The 19,254-nt window shown below is 37.2% G+C and carries 19 protein-coding genes; 5 read left to right on the forward strand and 14 right to left on the reverse strand.

The window, feature by feature from the left end; genetic code table 11:
- Positions 1–90: 90 nt before the first annotated feature.
- The 7 genes from AB3I42_RS10735 to AB3I42_RS10765 form a co-directional block, all read right to left on the reverse strand.
- Positions 91–960, reverse strand: a complete 870-nt coding sequence (locus AB3I42_RS10735) for a phytoene/squalene synthase family protein (RefSeq protein WP_010737250.1) — start codon at positions 958–960, stop codon at positions 91–93.
- Entirely contained in the window at positions 947–2,437 is a 1,491-nt protein-coding gene (locus AB3I42_RS10740; protein WP_181933815.1) for an NAD(P)/FAD-dependent oxidoreductase, read from the reverse strand. Before AB3I42_RS10740 ends, AB3I42_RS10735 begins: the two co-directional genes overlap by 14 nt.
- A gap of 738 nt (positions 2,438–3,175) precedes the next feature.
- Positions 3,176–4,138, reverse strand: coding sequence for a tRNA-dihydrouridine synthase (locus AB3I42_RS10745; RefSeq protein WP_010720657.1), 963 nt, complete (start codon positions 4,136–4,138; stop codon positions 3,176–3,178).
- A gap of 116 nt (positions 4,139–4,254) precedes the next feature.
- Positions 4,255–4,773: a GNAT family N-acetyltransferase gene (locus AB3I42_RS10750; RefSeq protein WP_010737248.1), complete on the reverse strand. Its 519-nt coding sequence runs from the start codon at positions 4,771–4,773 to the stop codon at positions 4,255–4,257.
- 260 nt (positions 4,774–5,033) lie between these two features.
- Positions 5,034–5,804, reverse strand: coding sequence for an ABC transporter permease (locus AB3I42_RS10755; protein WP_010737247.1), 771 nt, complete (start codon positions 5,802–5,804; stop codon positions 5,034–5,036).
- Complete coding sequence (locus tag AB3I42_RS10760; RefSeq protein ID WP_010720660.1) at positions 5,797–6,732, reverse strand: ABC transporter ATP-binding protein; 936 nt, start codon at positions 6,730–6,732, stop codon at positions 5,797–5,799. Before AB3I42_RS10760 ends, AB3I42_RS10755 begins: the two co-directional genes overlap by 8 nt.
- A gap of 301 nt (positions 6,733–7,033) precedes the next feature.
- Positions 7,034–8,683 carry a DNA mismatch repair protein MutS gene (locus tag AB3I42_RS10765; RefSeq protein WP_368022489.1) on the reverse strand — a complete coding sequence of 550 codons (1,650 nt, stop codon included), beginning with the start codon at positions 8,681–8,683 and terminating at the stop codon, positions 7,034–7,036.
- Positions 8,684–8,934: 251 nt separating this feature from the next.
- Between AB3I42_RS10765 and AB3I42_RS10770 the strand changes: the two genes are divergently transcribed.
- A complete protein-coding gene (locus tag AB3I42_RS10770; RefSeq protein ID WP_081123404.1) occupies positions 8,935–9,303 on the forward strand; it encodes a hypothetical protein in 369 nt (122 codons plus the stop codon).
- 122 nt (positions 9,304–9,425) lie between these two features.
- Here AB3I42_RS10770 and AB3I42_RS10775 read toward each other — a convergent pair whose 3' ends face one another.
- Complete coding sequence (locus tag AB3I42_RS10775; RefSeq protein WP_034866477.1) at positions 9,426–10,859, reverse strand: 6-phospho-beta-glucosidase; 1,434 nt, start codon at positions 10,857–10,859, stop codon at positions 9,426–9,428.
- Positions 10,860–11,447: 588 nt separating this feature from the next.
- Here AB3I42_RS10775 and AB3I42_RS10780 point away from each other — a divergent pair.
- The 4 genes from AB3I42_RS10780 to AB3I42_RS10795 are packed head-to-tail and all read left to right on the forward strand — an operon-like array spanning position 11,448 to position 14,791.
- Positions 11,448–12,332, forward strand: coding sequence for an ABC transporter ATP-binding protein (locus AB3I42_RS10780; protein WP_081123405.1), 885 nt, complete (start codon positions 11,448–11,450; stop codon positions 12,330–12,332).
- Complete coding sequence (locus AB3I42_RS10785; RefSeq protein ID WP_010737243.1) at positions 12,329–13,081, forward strand: ABC transporter permease; 753 nt, start codon at positions 12,329–12,331, stop codon at positions 13,079–13,081. The genes AB3I42_RS10780 and AB3I42_RS10785 overlap by 4 nt, the downstream gene beginning before the upstream one ends.
- Positions 13,078–14,193 (forward strand): sensor histidine kinase, encoded by a 1,116-nt coding sequence (locus AB3I42_RS10790; RefSeq protein ID WP_368022490.1) that lies wholly within the window; start codon positions 13,078–13,080, stop codon positions 14,191–14,193. The genes AB3I42_RS10785 and AB3I42_RS10790 overlap by 4 nt, the downstream gene beginning before the upstream one ends.
- Complete coding sequence (locus AB3I42_RS10795; RefSeq protein WP_181914233.1) at positions 14,186–14,791, forward strand: response regulator transcription factor; 606 nt, start codon at positions 14,186–14,188, stop codon at positions 14,789–14,791. Before AB3I42_RS10790 ends, AB3I42_RS10795 begins: the two co-directional genes overlap by 8 nt.
- A gap of 250 nt (positions 14,792–15,041) precedes the next feature.
- On the opposite strand, the gene AB3I42_RS10800 is transcribed toward AB3I42_RS10795, so the two are convergent.
- From AB3I42_RS10800 to AB3I42_RS10825, 6 genes are read right to left on the reverse strand one after another with little or no spacing between them, the layout of a single operon-like run.
- On the reverse strand, positions 15,042–15,557 hold the full coding sequence (locus AB3I42_RS10800; protein WP_034866484.1) for a YjbQ family protein: 516 nt from the start codon (positions 15,555–15,557) through the stop codon (positions 15,042–15,044).
- On the reverse strand, positions 15,554–16,249 hold the full coding sequence (locus AB3I42_RS10805; protein ID WP_081125502.1) for a triose-phosphate isomerase: 696 nt from the start codon (positions 16,247–16,249) through the stop codon (positions 15,554–15,556). The genes AB3I42_RS10800 and AB3I42_RS10805 overlap by 4 nt, the downstream gene beginning before the upstream one ends.
- Before the next feature lie 12 nt (positions 16,250–16,261).
- The gene (locus AB3I42_RS10810) at positions 16,262–17,089 is read right to left on the reverse strand and encodes a ketose-bisphosphate aldolase (RefSeq protein WP_368022491.1); all 828 of its coding nucleotides are present in this window, start codon (positions 17,087–17,089) and stop codon (positions 16,262–16,264) included.
- Between the two features lie 26 nt (positions 17,090–17,115).
- Positions 17,116–17,400 (reverse strand): PTS sugar transporter subunit IIB, encoded by a 285-nt coding sequence (locus AB3I42_RS10815; protein ID WP_010720673.1) that lies wholly within the window; start codon positions 17,398–17,400, stop codon positions 17,116–17,118.
- A gap of 22 nt (positions 17,401–17,422) precedes the next feature.
- Positions 17,423–18,769, reverse strand: coding sequence for a PTS galactitol transporter subunit IIC (locus tag AB3I42_RS10820; protein ID WP_181914234.1), 1,347 nt, complete (start codon positions 18,767–18,769; stop codon positions 17,423–17,425).
- A 23-nt stretch (positions 18,770–18,792) separates the two neighbouring features.
- Positions 18,793–19,254, reverse strand: coding sequence for a PTS sugar transporter subunit IIA (locus tag AB3I42_RS10825; RefSeq protein WP_010737236.1), 462 nt, complete (start codon positions 19,252–19,254; stop codon positions 18,793–18,795).

The raw sequence follows: 19,254 nt of genomic DNA on the forward strand, positions 1-19,254 counted from the left end.
TCGGGCTCATTGCTTTCAATTTTTTCAACTAATGATCGTTTGAAAACAACAATATTGAATTTATATTCGCTTCTTTAATAATCAGACGGTTCAATAGCTTTTGAGATAACTTTTGACCTCTTTTAAAAGCTGTACTTTTCGATAATGACTAACTTTATTCTTATTATCAAATAAAGAATAATGCTGTTTTCTCACGATATTTAATTGCTCACGATAAATAAACGCAGCACTGGCAAGTGCTTGACGACAATCTTCTGTAATAAGAGGAAACATTTCAAATGATTCTTCATATAAGTTTTCAGCCTGCTTAGCCAGTGATTCCCATAAAGCGACTAATTGTGTTTGGGCTTGCTTTTCTTTTAACATGGTAGTTGCCACCCCAAATCTAGTCATGTCTTCTTTTGTCAGGTAGATTCGCCCCATTTGATAATCTTCTCCAACATCTCGTAAAATATTCGTTAACTGCATCGCTTCTCCTAATTTTTTAGCTGGTACAACGATGTCAGCTGGGCGCTCAGTTAAAAGCGGAAGCAACATCAAACCTACACTACCTGCAACGTAATAACAATATTCTTCAAGATCTTTTCTTGTTTCTGGTTGCTTAAAATCAGCATCTTTTCGTTGACCAGTCAGCATATCAAAAAAAGGAGCGGTTACCATGGGGAAATTGTCAAAGACCACTGATAACGCACGCCAGACTGGATCGTTGGGAACCTTTCCCTCATTAAAATCTAGCAATTGCCGTTCTAACTGTCTCAATCCCGCTTGATTGTTGTCGCGATCAATCAAATCATCTGCACGTCGGCAAAACGCATACACGGCATAGACACTTTGAGCTTTTCGTTTAGGCAACTGTGAGAAAGCCAGGTAAAACGATTTTGAATTTTTCTTGATGATTGATTCACAATAGGCAAAATCTTTTTGGTATTCTTGAAAAGGATCATTGTTAATGGTTATCATCTCTCAACAGCTCCTCTACCGCTAATTTTGCGCTTTGCATAACAATTGGTACCCCCGCGCCAGGATGGGTACTACTCCCACAAAAATATAAATTTTCTGCTGCAGAAAATTTGTTATGCGGGCGGTAATAATTACTTTGTTTCAATGTCGGTTTTAAGCCAAAAGTCGCTCCATTATAAGCATTGAAACGTTCAGAAAAATCTTTGGGCGTGATCAATGTTTCGGATACGATATGCTCATCGATATCCTTAAAAATCGTCTTTTCTTTGAGCAATCGGATGATTTTTTGGCGATAGGCTTGCATCGTTTGTTCCGTCCACTTCTCATATTTTGACAATTCTGGCACTGGTACTAAGACATATAAGCCTTCCTGACCCTCAGGTGCAAGCGAATCATCCATCAATGACGGTCGGTACAAATAAAAAGATGGATCATCTGGTAACTTTCCTCGTTCAAAGAGATCATCAACATTTTTTTTAAAGTCTTCTGCAAAATAAATACTATGCAAGTGTTCCTCTGGGTATTTCTTGTCTAAGCCAAGATACATCAAAAAACAAGAACATGAATATTCAAATTTAGCGATTTTTTTATTTGTATACTTTCCCCGTTGTCTTTCATCAGGAATTAATTCCTTCATCGCATAAGGAAAATCAGCGCCACATACAATAGCATCAGCCATCACTTGTTCTTTCCCGATTCGGATCCCTTTAGCAATCTTATTGTCAATTAGGATTTCATCTACTGATGTTTCGTAAACGATCTTTCCACCTAACTCTTCAAACAATCGAGCCAATGAAGTCGCTAACGTATACATTCCACCTTCAATAAAATAAACACCATAAAATAATTCGATCATTGGAATAATCGTATATAAAGAGGGTCCTTGATAAGGCGATACCCCGATATAAAGTGTTTGAAAAGCCAATGATTTACGCAAACGGTCATCCTTCACAAATTTAGAAATAGACGTATACGCATCGCTGAATGTCCGCAAGCGGATCCCTGCCCATAATGATTTAGGATTATAAAAATCCCAAAAACCACGAAATGATTTCGTGATAAAGGCTTCTTTTGCGATCGTATATCGCTGATAGATATCTGCTAAAAATGCGAAATAACCTTGTGTATCTTCTGGCGAAATGTTTTCCAACGTCTTTGTCAATTCAATTAAATCATTGGAAAACTCGATTGGTTCCTCTTTGTTGAAATACAGTTTTAACATTGGATCAACTTTTTTCATTGAAATGTAGTCATCGGGGTCTTTCCCACAAAATTCAAATACTTCCCGATAAATTTCTGGCATCATCACAATCGTTGGCCCTAAATCAAAGGTAAATCCTGCCGTTTTGATTTGATTCATTTTCCCGCCAACTTGACGATCTTTTTCGTACAGTGTGACTTCATATCCTAGCTTTTGCAACCGAACTGCGGCACTTAATCCAGCTACTCCCGCCCCAATGACAATAATTTTTTTCATGGGATCACCTACTTACCTTTTTTATCACTTGATAAATTTAATGATAACGCAAAATTTATCAAGTGATAAACTAATATGCTCAAAGAGGTTGAGACAAAAGTGTTTAGCATCAAGAAATAAGAAGGAATTTCCGAAAATTGACAAGAAACACAAAAACTAGTTTTTGATGTTGATTGTTACCTACTTGGTGCTTCTCAAATTTTTGGTAAATTTCAGCTTATTTCCGAAGATGCTACTTTTGTCTCACCGTGAACAAGAGGTCGTGAAAAGAGGGTTTTGACCTGAGCGCTCACCAAGTAAAAACTGCGACGAGTAATCGCAGGAGCATTAAGGATGGAAATCTCGAAACAGCTTCCCATGTTTTGAGATTTTTTGACTTATCGCCGAAGGTCAGCTCTTTGAACACCGTGAATCAGAGGTCGTGAAAACATCGGGTAGCTCTGATGACAATAAGAAAGAATTTTTTGAAACAGCTCCTCATGTTTTAGAAAATCATCGCTTATTGTTGAGGAGTTGCTTCTTGAACGCCGTTTATTCGTTTTTAGAGATACTAGAAGAGACTGTGACAATTTTTGTCTCATTTGCCATTCAATTTTCTCATTAAATAACTACTTTTACAAAAAAAGCCCAATGATCACGAAAATTCATTCGGATCATTCGGCGTTTTATCTACCTCTGATTTCTTTTATAAGATTCAAAAATACAAACAGAATACAGTATTCTTGAAATTTTCATCGGTTACTCTTGATTAGAAAAAGCATTTAAAAGCGCTCTGACTTCGTCGGTCGATTTAGTATTCATTAATTGAACACGTAAGTCACTTGCGCCCGGAAATCCTTTGACATAGATTTTAAAGAAACGATGTAGCCCAGTCATTGAACGGGGGATTTCTTTGGCATATTGGTCTTGGAGATCTAATTGCAGACGTAAAAGATCAATCAATTCAGTTGCTGAATGTTCCCTTGGTTCTTTTTCAAAAGCAAAAGGATTTTTAAAGATCCCACGACCGATCATAATCCCGTCTACACCATATTTTTCAACTAATTCCAAGCCCGTTTGCCGATCAGGAATGTCGCCATTGATCGTAAGCAACGTTTGTGGCGCAAGTTGATCTCTTAATGCTACGATTTGAGGGATCAACTCCCAATGAGCATCTACTTTACTCATTTCTTTTCTCGTACGTAAATGAACAGAAAGATTGGCGATATCTTGTTTCAATAAATGACTCAACCAACCTTCCAACTCTTCTTGTTCTGTATAGCCGATTCTTGTCTTGACGCTTACAGGTAATCCTCCTGCTTTCGCTGCTTCGATCAGTTCCGCTGCAACTTCTGGACGAAGAATCAAGCCACTCCCTTTCCCACGTTCAGCAACGTTAGGAACCGGACATCCCATATTCAAATCGATCCCTTTAAAACCCATTTCTGCTAGTTCGATACTCATTTGTCTAAAAAATTCTGGTTTATCACCCCAGATATGAGCAACCATCGGCTGTTCATCTTCGGTAAATGTCAAGCGACCTCTGACACTTTCTTTACCATCAGGATGGCAGAAACTATCGGAATTTGTAAATTCTGTAAAAAACACATCGGGCGCTCCTGCCGCCTGCACAACATGTCGAAACACCACATCTGTGACATCCTCCATTGGTGCTAATATAAAAAAGGGCTTCGGTAATTCTGCCCAAAAATTTTCTTTCACTGATAACTCTCCATTTCATTGTAGTTTCGCCATGTAATACTCTTCGTTCACTATTCTAAAAAACAGAGTCATTATACTAGGAATCAACAAAAGAAGCAAAACCACTGCTTCCTTTACTAAAGCAATTTTTGATACGCCAATCGTTCATTGTCTATCTCATCGTCGACATAGACGATACCACGTAACTCAAACCCACAATGAGCCATGATACGTTGCATACTAGTATTCTTTTTGTGCGTATCAACTCTTACTTGTGCCATTCCTAAGGCCTTTGTTTCTGCTTCTGCATACTCAACGAGTCGGTAAGCCAGCTTTTGTCCGCGAAATGCATCAGCTAGTGCAATGCGATGGATTGTTGTATAGGGCGCATCAGCTTTTTCCCAACTTCCTTCAAAGATTTCTTGATAATTTTTATCAGATGTTTTTTGTAAGGCTAATGTTCCAGCAATAATTCCATCGACTACCAAAACATAAGACCATGTTTTTTCGATATCTTGCCTGATCGTTTCTTCATTTGGATAACCATTTTGCCATTGCGGACTATCAGCGGAAGCTAATAACCGTTTTGCTTCATTAATGATTTTCATGACGGCTGGCACATCAGCTAACGTCGTTTTGCGAAATTCAATTGTCATTCCATATCCCCTTTTTATTTTTCTATACTAGATAAGACACTAAAAGCTAAAGATTAGTTATCATTTTAACACATTATATTTAGCTAGTTTAAGTGGAGATCGTCTAAATTTGTATCAGAAAGTCCTTTAATCGAACAAAAAAAGTCTAGGATAAGCATCTATCCTAGACTCAACTATTTCTTGTCTATTACCAAAAATTTGATCAAATCAATCCGTTTCTGTAGAAAACCAAATAAGTTTTTTTGATCATTCCACAAACTCTAGCTTCTTAACCCTCTACCTTTATTGATTAAATACCAGCATAGTGAATAAAGCACTAAACTAAATAACACAAGAATCGTGATCGAAATCATGATGGGTACATCTGTCGTTCCAAGGAACCCATAACGAAATCCTGAAATCATGTAAACGATCGGATTAACTTTAGAAATTGCCTGCCAGATTGGTGGCAACATAGAGATCGAATAAAAGACACCACCGAGGTATGTCAATGGCTGAAGGACAAAGGTTGGCACGATCGACACATCATCATACGACTGTGCGAAAATCCCATTGATCAAACCCGCTAGTGAAAATAAAATCGATGTCATCAGCAAAGTAACAATCACGATGCCCCAAGAGAAGACATTTAGCGGAACGAAGAATAGCGAAATCATCGTTACCAACGCCCCGACCAAGATACTACGTCCCAGTCCACCAATCACAAATCCCCAAATAATCACATGTGTGGGAACGGGCGCAACTAAAATTTCTTCAATATTTTTCTGGAATTTTTGAGAAAAAAATGAGGACGAAACATTGGAATAAGAACTAGTGATAACGGACATCATGATCAACCCTGGAACAATAAATTCCATGTAGGAAAATCCACCCATATCCCCAATACGTCCGCCAATCATTTTCCCAAAGATCACAAAATAAAGTGAGGTGGTAATCACTGGTGGAACCAGTGTTTGGACCCAAATCCGCAAGTAGCGATTGGTTTCCTTGATGGCTAAACTTTTTAAAGCTGTAAAATAAAGACTAAACATTTTTTTCCTCCACATGACCATTTTCTTCCGTGATTTTCAAGAATAATTCTTCTAAGCGATTCGATTTATTTCTCATCGAAAGCACTTTTATCCCTTGTTCACTTAATTGATCAAAGATTCCGTTGACCCCTTGATCCCGTTCTACTTCAACAGCAAGGGTCCGCTCATCTTCAAACGTACTAGTGTACCCTTGTAGAACTGGCGCTTGTTCATACGGTGCTAAGTCAAAAATAAACGTTTCAAATTGTAATTTAGAAAGTAATGATTTCATACTTGTATTTTCAATCAATTCACCTGATTGGATAATCCCGATATTCCGACACAACATTTCGGCTTCTTCCAAATAATGAGTCGTTAGAATAATCGTGGTACCTTGTTCATTTAATTCTCGCAAGAACTCCCACATTTCACGTCTTAGTTCAATATCTACACCTGCAGTAGGTTCATCTAAAATCAATAGTTTCGGTTCATGCATCAATGCTCTAGCAATCATCAGTCGCCGTTTCATACCACCAGAAAGCATGCGTGCACGAACATTTCTTTTTTCCCATAGATTGGATTGCTTAAGGTATTTTTCACTACGCTTGATTGCTTCTTGTCGTGAAACACCATAATATCCTGCTTGATTCACTACGATCTGTTGAACTGTTTCAAAAGGATTAAAATTGAATTCTTGCGGTACTAATCCGATTTGTTGTTTGGCACGAACCAAATCAGTATCCAAGTCATAACCAAACACTTTTACTTCACCAGAAGTTTTATTCACAAGTGAAGTGATGATCCCAATTGTCGTAGATTTCCCCGCACCATTAGGACCAAGCAAGGCATAAAAATCGCCCTCTTCCACCGTTAAATCAATCCCTCGCAACGCTTCAACTCCCGTTGCGTATACTTTTTTTAAATTCTTTATTTCAAGAGCCTGTGTCATTTTTTTAACGATCTCCTTTTTTCCATCTGATTCTCTATTGTAACATGGAATGATTGAAAGAAAATGAATAAAGTTTTCAAAATAAAAATAGAATTTTATGTATTCGAGCATCCAATATAAAATCAATCATTTCATCTTCTTTCGATCAATTGTTCTACTAAAATAAATGAATCCTTTTATCCATTTCCAAAAAGGAAGAAAGCATGATTTCTCCATCAGGAAAAGGCACGCTTTCTTCCTTTTTTAATATAAATGAGTTTGCGACAAACCATTCAAGCCTGACATATTAAGACCGCACGTTTTAGTCAAAAATCTCCCATTTTCGATGTTGATCAAAAAATGTTGCTGCTTCTTTTGCATCCGCAACTAGTTTTTCCGGATAATTTAAGACTTTCAATAATGCAATCGCATTTCTGGTTTTTGCTGGACCTTGCTTTAATTTAAAATCAAAACTGATTCCTTTTTCTGCTGTGACCTGTTCCTCAAAATGGACATTCTCACATTCATTTTTCAAGATCTCAGTCAATTCAATATCGTGAGTCGCCACAAAAGCTAGTGAAGGATAATCTGCCAACCATCTTACTGCTGCTGCAGAAGAAGCAATCCGTTCGATCGTATTGGTTCCCTTTAAAATCTCATCCACAAAACAATAACATCTTTCCCCTTTTTCCACTTGAGCTAGTAGACGTTTAATCGATTTGATTTCTGAAACAAAATAACTATCTCCTGCAAACAAGTCATCTTCGATCGCCATAGAAGTCAGTACGTGACCGTGCTGCAAGGTAAACTTTTCTGCGAGGGCTGTTTGGATCGTCTGTGCTAAGATACAATTGATCGCAATACTTTTCACATAAGTAGATTTACCTGAAGCATTCGAGCCCGTCACTAAAATGTTCTGGTGCCAATCTACTGGGTTCACTACCGCTTCCTTCAAGAGAGGATGATAGAGATCTTCTGCCTCTACGCCATTGTCCGTAAATTCTGGCTGACAGGTAATGGGCATGTAAGTACGATAGTTGAGAACCGCAGCCGCTACTTCCATTTCTCCCAATAATTCCCAAACCTTCATTGCTTCTTTCGTTTTTTTCTCTAACCTGCTAATAACAAAGTGATAAGAAATAAACGGCAACATGAACATCATATTGACATAATCAAATAAAATTTCTGCTTCCGACCCACTCTTAACTCGAAAAGAAAAACCAAATTTAGGAATATCTTTTAACGGTTTAACATTTTGCCGTAATTCATCTTGAACCGGTTTAGCAATCTTTGCTACTTGATTCGCTGTTGAGATCGTTGAGACTAGGTAACCCATACCATTAATCTCAGTTTCTAATGTCTGTTTCTTGACTTGATAATAAAGTTTGTTAAAAATCAAACTACCAATCGCTAGATAAATACCTAAGACTTGTCCAAATAATAATAAAATTAAACCAATGATCGGTAAGAGACCTAAAAAAGTATAAAAGCCGACATGTCCGATCTGTTTACTTTGGCCATCCGCTAAATATTGCTTCGTAAAATTACCATCTTTTTTCCCTAGTCGTGCAAATTGATATTGGATTTTTTCTCTTGTTTGAGGGTTTTCTTGGTAAAAAGCAATTAACTTTTCTAATCGCTGATCTTTTCCAAAGTTAAAGCTCCTCAGCCGTTGATATAAAGCTTCTGAACCAATACTAGAGTATGTCAGGTTGATGCCTTCAAAAACTTCAAACATATCCAAATCGTACCACGTCAAGTCATCCACTTCACTTGACCATGAACGAAATTCTTTTTCTGTGAGCCACGCTTCCTTTAAACTTTTTTCTTTATCAAATCGAGGTTGATAAGGCACTCTTCCCCACTTCTGATGGACACTTTCTTTTAATTTTCGACGCGCATTGAAATCTAGAGCAATGAGCAAAACGATCACGCCACAAATCAATAGCACAATAAATGTTTTTTGATCCATACATTTTTCTCCTATTCTGTTTTCCATTGGATAAAGTATAGCATTGTTTGACCCCTTTTATGAGCTGAATAATGAAAGTTCAACATAAAATAGCTGTTTATTCATATTTATTCAATTTATTCACTATGTAGCTATATGAAATGAAATTAAAAGAAAAAGCACACTTATTTCCACCAACTTAAAATAGCGCTTACAAAATAATTGTCGTATACTAGAGATAACGAATAGGTGAAACGAAAGGAAGAAAACAAATGGCTACTACTTCGATGAACAATCCTCAAAAACATGCGGAACAAAAAATGAAAACTATTGTCATTTTTGATCTGTCTTTTAATTTTATTTCTACCAATGGTAGTTTGCAAACCCAGTTCTTAGAAATGAAATTAGCGAAGTTTTTAAGAGAAAAAAATCAATCTTGGGCTCTTAAAATATATGAAGCAAGTCAGATAGACGAACACGCCTCGGAAGCAGATATTATTTTACTAACCCCAACGTTTGCCTATGCCAAAGAAGAAATTGAAAAGAAATTCCCTCAGATACCAGTGATAGCTATTTCTAAAGCAGAGTACGGAACAATGGATCTAGATCACTTATGGAAAAAAATAAAAACGGTTCTATAAACAAGGTTGGTCAACTTGCATAAACTTTTTACTCTCTTTCAATTTAATACAAATAAATAGTAAATCAGCTGATTTGAAAACAACCAGCTGATTTTTTGTGTTCTATTTACATGTTTGCTCGTCTAAAGCTCTGTTCCATTAGAGGTTGTTACCCGCTTATACCAATCATAGGAGTCTTTTTTATACCTTTCTAGCGTACCAGAACCATCATTGTTCCGATCAACATAGATAAAACCGTAACGCTTTTTCATCTCCCCTGTTGTAAATGACACGCAATCAATACAACCCCACGGCGTGTAACCCAAAAGCACGACACCATCTTCATTGATCGCCTTTTCCATCTCTTGGATATGACTACGTAAATATTCGATACGGTAAGGATCATGAATCGTGTGATCCGCCTCCAGAACATCAATGGCACCAAACCCATTTTCAACAATAAATAATGGGAGTTCATAACGCTCATAAAAAGCATTCAATGAATAGCGGAGACCTTCTGGATCGATCGCCCACCCCCAGTCGGATTCCTTAATAAATGGATTCGTTACGGAGTACGTACTTCCACCACTAACATTCGTTGAAACATCTTGATGGACTTGCGAATCGACCGTATTACTCATGTAGTATGAAAAACCGATATAATCCACTGTACCTTCAGCGAGTGCTTGTCGATCTGCTTCTGTTATATCGATCTGGTACCCTTTACGCTCAAACATTTTAAGGGCATAATTTGGATAGTGTCCACGAACTTGTACATCACAGAAAAACCAACGATCATGCATCATCTGTTGCGCTAAGATTTGATCCGCTGGTCGAGAAGAAAATGGATAAATAGGCACCATCGCAATCATATTCCCAATCTCGAAATCTGGATTAATTGATTTTCCTAGTTTAACCGCCTTAGCAGAAGCAACTAACGTATGATGGCCACAAATGTACATCGCTTCTTCTGGATTTTCATAATCGCCAAAATGAACCCCTGAGTTGGTCCAACCAAAAATATCATTTGAATAGTTCATTTGGTTGTTGATCTCGTTGAATGTCATCCAGTATTTCACCTTATTTTGATAGCGCTCAAATACCACTTCTGCAAACTTAAGAAAGAAATCGATCGTTTGACGATTCATAAATCCACCATATTCTTTGGCAATATGATAGGGCATTTCAAAATGGGACAATGTAATAACCGGTTCAATCCCATATTTCAACAGCTCGTCAAAGACATCGTCATAAAATTGAAGACCTTCTTCATTAGGTTCCAGCTCATCTCCATTTGGAAAAATACGTGACCAAGCAATCGATGTACGAAAACATTTGAACCCAAGATCAGCAAACAGTGCAATATCTTCTTTATAGCGATGGTAAAAATCAATCCCTACATGATTGGGATAATAATTACCTTCCACAACTCCATCTGTAATTACTCGAGGTACACCATGTGAGCCAGCTGTCATCACGTCAGCCACCGAAAGCCCTTTTGACGTTCCAATTACACCACCTTCAAATTGATGGGCTGCTAATGCACCGCCCCATAAAAAATTCTCTGGAAAAGCCATCCTATCCGCTCCTTTTTCATCTCAAATTTATTTCAATTGCTTTAGTAAACGAAGTTAGAACACCACCAAATGCACACTTGTCAGGAAAAACTTTAGTGACAAGCGCATCAGGTATCGTTTTCCAATCAATGATATCAACAAAAGTATACTCCAAGCATCTAAGTATCTTTCTTGAAGCAAAAATACAAACGCTTTCAATTAGTTGTAAGAGGAAAATGAATGAAACATGTTCGTCATTTATTATACCGTAGAACGTCTGATAAAAGTAATTTACGTGCCCCATGAATCACAAACTTCCAAAAAAAATCAGTTGGTTGCCAAGTAACAAAAGTCCTCCCCCACATCAAAATTAGCGAAATTTAATAGTAGATATAAGTGAAAAGAGTTTCCATAATGAACAATCAACAAGGTAGTTTAGCTTTTCTCCACTTCTTTAATTAATAATAACAACTTTTTGACTATTCAGTCAGCAGTCTACATTTCTGTGTTCTTTAGACATGACAATTGTCATGTCCAACTGATGACATCCATGACTGTTTTACAACTCAAAAAATAGCTAAGATAACATCATCAGTAGGAGGAAAGAATATGAATCCAATAATCGATGTACAAAACTTATCGAAGGTGTATAACCGGACAACCGTTTTAGATAATATCTCATTTCAGATTGCACCCGGAGAGACTGTCGCACTATTAGGAGAAAATGGTGCAGGAAAATCCACTCTGATCAATCTACTTAACCAATTGATTCAACCAAATTCAGGAACTACTTATGTGATGGGAACCCAAGATATCAGGAAAGTCCGTGACAAAGTCGGTGTAATGTTGCAACAAAACTTATCACTCGAACGAGTCACCGTCAAAGAATGTTTAAATCTTGCTCGTAGTTACTATCACAACCCATTATCTTATGAAGCCTTGATTCGCTTAGCCAACTTAAAAGAAAAAGAGAAGTGTTACTTAGATCAATTGTCTGGCGGACAAAAACGTCGGTTGACTTTTGCAACAACTATGGCAGGAAACCCTCAACTAATTTTTTTAGATGAGCCGACTGCTGGAATGGATAGTAATAGTCGACAATCATTCTGGGAAAGTATTGACCGTTTGAAGCAAAATGGAAAGACTTTTTTTATCACTAACCATTATCTGGAGGAACTAGATCAGATTGCAGATCGAATCCTTATTTTAAAAGATACTAGGTTAGTATACGATGGTACCTTGAAATCATTGCGGAAAAAAAGTGGTCATATAAGCATCCAATTTACCACTCCATTACCAAAAGAAACATTCACATCCATTTCAGCTGTTAAAGAATGTTTAAAAACTAATCAGCAGCTTCAATTAATAACTGATGAGCCAAACGTAGTGATGGAAGCTTTAATTCCTTATCTTAATCAATTAGACGAATTAGCCATTCAGCAAAATTCGTTGGCTTCTTTATTTCAAAAAGTAATTGGAGGTAGCGGTAAATGAAAAAATTCTTGTTTCAAGTTCAAATCAACTATAAACGCATCGTATTCCGTAACTTGCGCTTCCTCTTATTCAGTATCGCCATGCCAACAGGCTTTTACCTTATATTTACTCAGGTAATAACACAACCAGCAGCTTCGAAAACATGGAATATCGCTTATATGATTAGTATGATTGTGTATAGCTCATTGATTAGTTCTGTTATGACAGTCGCACATACTCTGTTAGAAGATCATACTAGAAAGTTCGATTTATTTGTAGCACTACGTCCAGGTTCAAAATCACAATATTATCTATCGATGTTAATCGTCTTTCTATCGTTAAATATACTTTCAGTTTTGGCACTAATAATGACTGGAATTTTAGTAAATCAGCTAACAATTAATTGGTTTCATTTAATAGGTCTTTTATTCCTCGTTCCATTGTTATCATTCCCACTTATATTGATTGGAATGATCATCTCTCTATTAGGTTCAGATAACGTAGTAAATTTGCTTAGTAATCTCATCGTTTTTCCCATGGCAATTTTAAGCGGACTATGGTGGCCACTTAGCATAATGCCCCCATGGGTACAAAAGGTTGGACACTGGCTACCAACTTATCAAACAGCTGTAATTTTAAGAAGATTTATCAATTATCAACGTTTTAATTTTGTTAGTTTTGGGGTACTCTTAGTTTGGACGATCATTTTATTCGTACTGTTCAAAGTAGTCGTCTTTTTTCAAAGTAAAAGTGAGGTTTCTACCATATGAGTTTTTTCGAAAAGCACATATTTTTCCCAAAACGATTCGGCATTGCACCTTATTTCTGGTTAGTATTTTTAATACCGACGATCTATTCATTGTTCCCCCTTACTTCTTGGTTTGACTGGTTATTTATATTACTTTTAGTTATTTTTTTAAAAGCTTACCGAGATGGCTATGAAGTTCATAAATTTTTAACAGGGGACGTTTTCCTTCAATTATTGATTGCCTGCTTATTTGGTATCTTTCAAAAAAATGGATATCTCTTTATTTTCGTTGCCTGGGAGATTGGCTCCCTGCCAGTAACCAAACGTTTATTCTATCATTATTTGACTGGTTATTATGTAAGCGTCATGATTAGTCTTGGCGCTATGTTGTGGACCACTCGTTTCACCCATTCATCCAGTTACATTAATGTAGGTATCACTATCATAGCTGCTATTATTACACCACTAGCAGCTAAGTCGGTAGGGGAATCTTATCGGCGGATCTATCGCCTCAACCAACAAAATAAACGTTTAGAAGCAGTTGTGCGCCAAAATGAACGAGATCGTATTGCTCGTGATCTCCATGATCATTTAGGCCAAGCGTTTTCCATCATTTCATTAAAGGCTGAATTAGCGGAGAAATTAATAGTAATTGATTCACGCCAAGCAACCAATGAATTACATGATATTGCTGAGACTTCCCGAAAAAACTTATCATTAGTTCGCGGGATCGTTTCAAATTTACAAGAGCGAACAATTGCCCAAACGATGCTAGAAGAAGAAAAAAATTTAGTTCTTACCAATATTCAGCTTCATTCTGTAGGAGAGGAACTAGCCGAAAAATGGCCGACGAACATTCAACATACAGTATCCGCAGTTATTAAAGAAGCCATCACAAATATGATTCGTCACAGCAAAGCTAGTATTGCGATGATTGATTTTACCGAGAATATAGATACCTATTTTATTACCATTCAAGATAATGGACAAGGATTCACTCAACTAAAATCAACCGGCTATGGAATCAGCGGAATGAAAGAACGGATTCAAACTGAAAAAGGACAGTTGACGATCACTGGAACACAAGGAGTAAAGATTGTCATTTCGTTGCCTAAGGAGAATGAACATGATTAAATTGTATTTGGCAGAGGATCAACAATTATTGAACACTGCATTAACGATGATTTTGAATCTTGAAACAGATTTTGAAGTTATTGGTTCTGCAACAGATGGTGATACGGCATTATCTGACATCATCAAATTGAAACCAAATATCGTTTTATTAGACATTGAAATGCCTAAGTTGACTGGCTTGGAAATTGCTAAGCAGCTTCGTTTATTGAAACAGGATGTGAAAATTATGGTTCTGACTACCTTTGCGCAAGAACACTATTTTCAGCAAGCTTTACAGAACAATGTCAACGGTTATATGCTAAAAGATAGTCCCAGTGAAGAACTTATTCGTTCGATCCGCTCAATCATGGCGGGTGATACGATTTTTTCACCTGAATTGGTTATTCAATCATTCATTACTCAAAAAAACCCTTTAACCCCAAGAGAGCTTGAAATTTTAACGTTGTTAAAAACCGGCATCAGCACCCAACAAATTGCCCAAACTCTATTTTTGAGTGAGGGAACTGTACGTAAATACATCTCTGCTATTCTAAGCAAAACAGCATCACGTTCACGAATTGAAGCGATAAATTTTGCAATAAAGCAAGGATGGATTTAAACAACAATAAATTAAGATCACTGAGAAGAACGCCTTAAGCAAGGTCTTCCCAATGATCTTATTTACCGATCAGATAACTGGCTATACTTTTTCTAAACTAAATAGTTTTTGTTTCCCTATAGTATTCTCTATGATGAATTTTAGTAGTTTAACCAAAAAAACGGAATGAACTAACTATTATCTTTCGTATTAATTTTTATAGGTGTGACCATTCAATTAGTTTCCCAAATGTTTGTTTCTTATTACTTTTCTATTCACCCATTACTAAAATATGGCATTTTCGATTTCTAACACGGTTTTGATCAAAATCAATGAAATAAATCGAGCCGACAGCTCCTGTCATTAATGTTTCCTCTTTGACAATGAAATTTTCACTTGCTCCGAAGAATGATGCTCGAATATGTGCATCTCCATTTAAAATCGTTCCAGCATCACCAGCATAGTCTGGATCATCTAAGGACAGCAAGAAATCAAGATGCTTCGGACCAGGATAACGATAATTGGTATTTTCCGTTAATTCTCGAGGAATAATTCGATCAAGAATCCGATTTAAATCAACCTGTAAAAATTCATCCCCATTAAAATCCAAATCGTGCATGAATTCCTCAAAAATAACTGAACAAGTAGTATGTGGCGACTGAACAAGACAAATGCCATTTTTTATCCCACTTTTTGCCACCATTTCTTTTACTTGTTCGGTAATGTTATGATACGTCACTCGCTGACCATTTGAAGTCAAAACAAGTTGCTCAGTATAAGTTGTCATTTTGTCGATTGCTCCTTTTTCCATTTACTTACTTCTTCAATCATCGCTTTCAATGTGTCCACAGGATCTTTGGCACAAACAATCCCGCTGGTTCCACCCGTTGCATCAGCCCCCGAATCAAGTGCTTTGCGAACATCTGCTACCGTTGAAATCCCTGCTGCCTGCAGAACAAAAATTTCAGGATCCATCTTGCGTACAGCTTCATTGGTTTGAATCATATAAGAAATGTCACTTGCTTGACCTGTACCTATTAATTCCGTAGGCTCACAAACCATCACATCAGGTTTCAAGGAAGCTACGAGCTTCGCCTCTTCTAAAGAATTTGCACAAACAATAGTCAATAGACCAAGTTCCTTTGCTCGCTTGACGGCATCGCACAGCTCACTAACCGATAAAGGACATTCTGCGTGATTAAGGAAGGTCGCTTCTGCTCCAGCCGCTACAACGCCTTCAGGTAAAACGTGTCCCATCCCTCTACCAGGGGCTATCCCATCGATATGTTGAACACTCACAATCAACTGCGTTGTCTGTTCTTTAATTAGCCGAACATCAACATGTTGACAAGTAAAAATGATATCGATGTCGTATGCTGCAGCTAATTGATCCGCTGTTTTTGCTAGTTCCAATGCCTGTTCACCATACAAATAAGATTTAGGATTAACCACAAAAAATGGTTTTCTTACTGTTCTCATGAGAACCCTCCTCTATTTTGTTGCAAATACTTTGTAATAATGCGATAACGTATCCGCAATCGCTTGGTTCGCTAATCGTTTAAGTGTAAAATAATCCTCTAGTTTTTCTTCGTTAATTACATCCATTGCTGCTGTGATAAAATCAGTAAAGATATTAATTTTATTGATCCCTGAAACAGCACATTTGTGTAGATTTTCATCACCAGATGATGAGCCCCCATGCAACACTAATGGAATTGAAACTTCATTTTTAATTTCTTCCAACCGCTCAAAGCTGATTTTCGGTGTTCCTTTGTATTGCCCATGAGCCGTACCTATCGAAACTGCCAATGAATCGACGCCGGTTTCTTTCGCAAAACGTGCTGCTTCCTCCACTTCGGTATAAATGGTGTCCGTGGTTTCCTTAAATTCATAACTATTTCCCGTTCCCACGTGTCCAATCTCAGCCTCTACCACAACACCTCTTTCATGAGCATATTCCGTAATTGCTTTTGAACGACGAATATTTGTTTCAATCTCATCCTGCGAAGCATCTATCATCACAGAAGTGAACCCAAGCTCGATTGCTTGCTTGATGATTTCCTCATCTTGTCCATGATCCAAATGAAGTGCTACTGGAACACTTGCTTTTTTGGCTAAATATGTTGCAATTAATGCTGCCTCTTCAAGAGGACATTCTTCAATATGCGCTTGTGCAAAGGCTAAAATTAATGGCTTTTGCATTTTTTCTGCAACCTCTACAAAGGTTCTTGCAGAATCTAAATCAAAAAAGTTTGCTGCCGGAATCGCATAGTTTTCTTTTTGCGCTTTTTCAAACATCTCTTTCGTTGTAACTAACATTTGATTACCTTCTTTTCAAGTATTTTTTAGGCTTTAATCTTCGCTTCAATTTCGTCAAACAACCCATCAATGCCAATTCCGGTTAATAAAGGAAGCCCCATAATTACTTTATCTTTAATGTTGTCAGGAACCACGGTCGTACTGACCACAATATCGTAGTCATCAATTTTGCCAATCTCATCAGCAACTTTTGATTGATATAGTTTCACTTCATTTTCGAGTCCTTTTGATTTCAACCATTCTTTTACTTTTCCTGTTACCACTGTTGAAGTAGCCACACCTGTTCCGCACATAATTAATAATTTTTTCATCTGTCATCTCTCCTATTTTGTATTAAACTTCAGTTTGTTTAGCTACTCTTTTAGGTAAAATGCGATTCACGTAGAATAGTAAACCTGTAATAATCAGACCAATTCCGACTAGGGCAAAGTAACCAAATAGTTTTGCACCACCCACGTATAGAAGTGTTGTCCACAGTCCACCTTCTGCCATCGCAGTTACTGATGAATGTCCTTGTAAATCAAAGTTTGCCGCTTGTGCTGCTTTTGTTAAAAATGGTGCCACCCATGAAGTGATGTATAAAATGGTGACCATGTAGATCGTCCCACCTAAGATTGTTCGAATAATGTTTCCACCAAAGACAGCTGCCATCAAACAAACTAAGAATGGAATAGTTGCCAAATCACCGAAAGGCAAGGTTGTGTTACCTGGTAAAATCACTGCTAATAAAATCGTGATTGGGACTAAGATTAACGAAGAAGATAATACAGCTGGGTGTCCTACTGACAATGCGGCATCCATTCCGATATATAATTCTCTTCCTGGGAAACGTTTTTGAACAAATGAATTTGCTGATTCTGAAATAGGCGTTAAGCCTTCCATTAAAAGTGCCACCATTTTAGGCATTAAGACCATTACAGCGCCAGTTTTCACCGCTAATTGTCCAATTCCCGCAACATCATATCCAGCTAAAATCCCCATAACCAAACCAATTAAAAAGCCCATGACTGTTGAATCACCAAAGATGCCAAACCGTTTTTGAATCGTTTCTGGATCTGCATGCCAATCTTTCAATCCTGGAATCCTATCGAATAACCAATTTAAAGGTAAGGCAAAAACAAACCCGGGTGCTGCCGTTCCGTGTGGGAAGGTAATATTTGGAAATCCATAGAATTTATTGATGATTGGTCCTAAAATATCGCCAAACAATAAAATCATCATTGTATAAATAACCGTTGCCAACATGCCCATCGCAAAGTCATTCGTTACTGCGTAGACAAGTGAAGCAACAAATGCTGCATGCCAGATATTCCAAATATCAACATTCAGTGTTTTTGTTAAGCCAACAATAATTAATAACACATTGACTACGATAGCTACTGGAATCGCCAAACTACCTAAAACGGTTCCATAAGAAATCGCAGCTGCTGCCGGCCAACCAACATCAATGGTTGTTAAGTTTAGTCCAAAACGTTCAACCATCGCTTGTGCTGCTGGTCCTAAGCTATTGGTCAATAAATCGATAACTAAATTCAACCCGACAAATCCAACACCAACCGTTAATGCTGAAATAAAAGCCTTACTCGGTTTCGTTCCTAAAATCAAACCAAAAACAAAAATTAAGATTGGCAATACAACGATTGATCCGAGATCAACAAATTTTTGTAATAAATCTAACATAATGCTCCCCCTCAAAATGGTTATTAAACGAATCCTTCTTTTTCAATAATTTGATAATACTCCTCAGTATTATTTACAGCTTGAAGCTTTTGAACCACCTCTTTTTTTTGAAACATCGTAATTAACTTCTGTAACATTTCTAACTGTGCATGTGGTTCTTTCAACGCCAACATGAAGATCAAGCTGACTGAAATTTCCTTATCTGCAGTTCCCATTTCATAAAAAGTTACTGGTTTTTTCAATGACATAAATGCAATTTGAGAATCATTCACGTGTTCTGCATCCGTATGTGGAATAGCAATCCCAACATCATTGATTAATAAGCCAGTAGGAAACACTTCTTCTCTTTTCAGTACATTCTCTGCAAACGAATCCTTCACTAAACCTGTTTGATATAGACAAGTTGCAATAATTGATAAAGCTTCCTTCTGACTCTTTACCTCAGATTGAAATAATGCAATTTTCTTTCCAAAATAACTCGTCAT

This window comes from Enterococcus sp. C53 (assembly GCF_040887425.1).
GTDB lineage: Bacteria > Bacillota > Bacilli > Lactobacillales > Enterococcaceae > Enterococcus_B > Enterococcus_B hirae.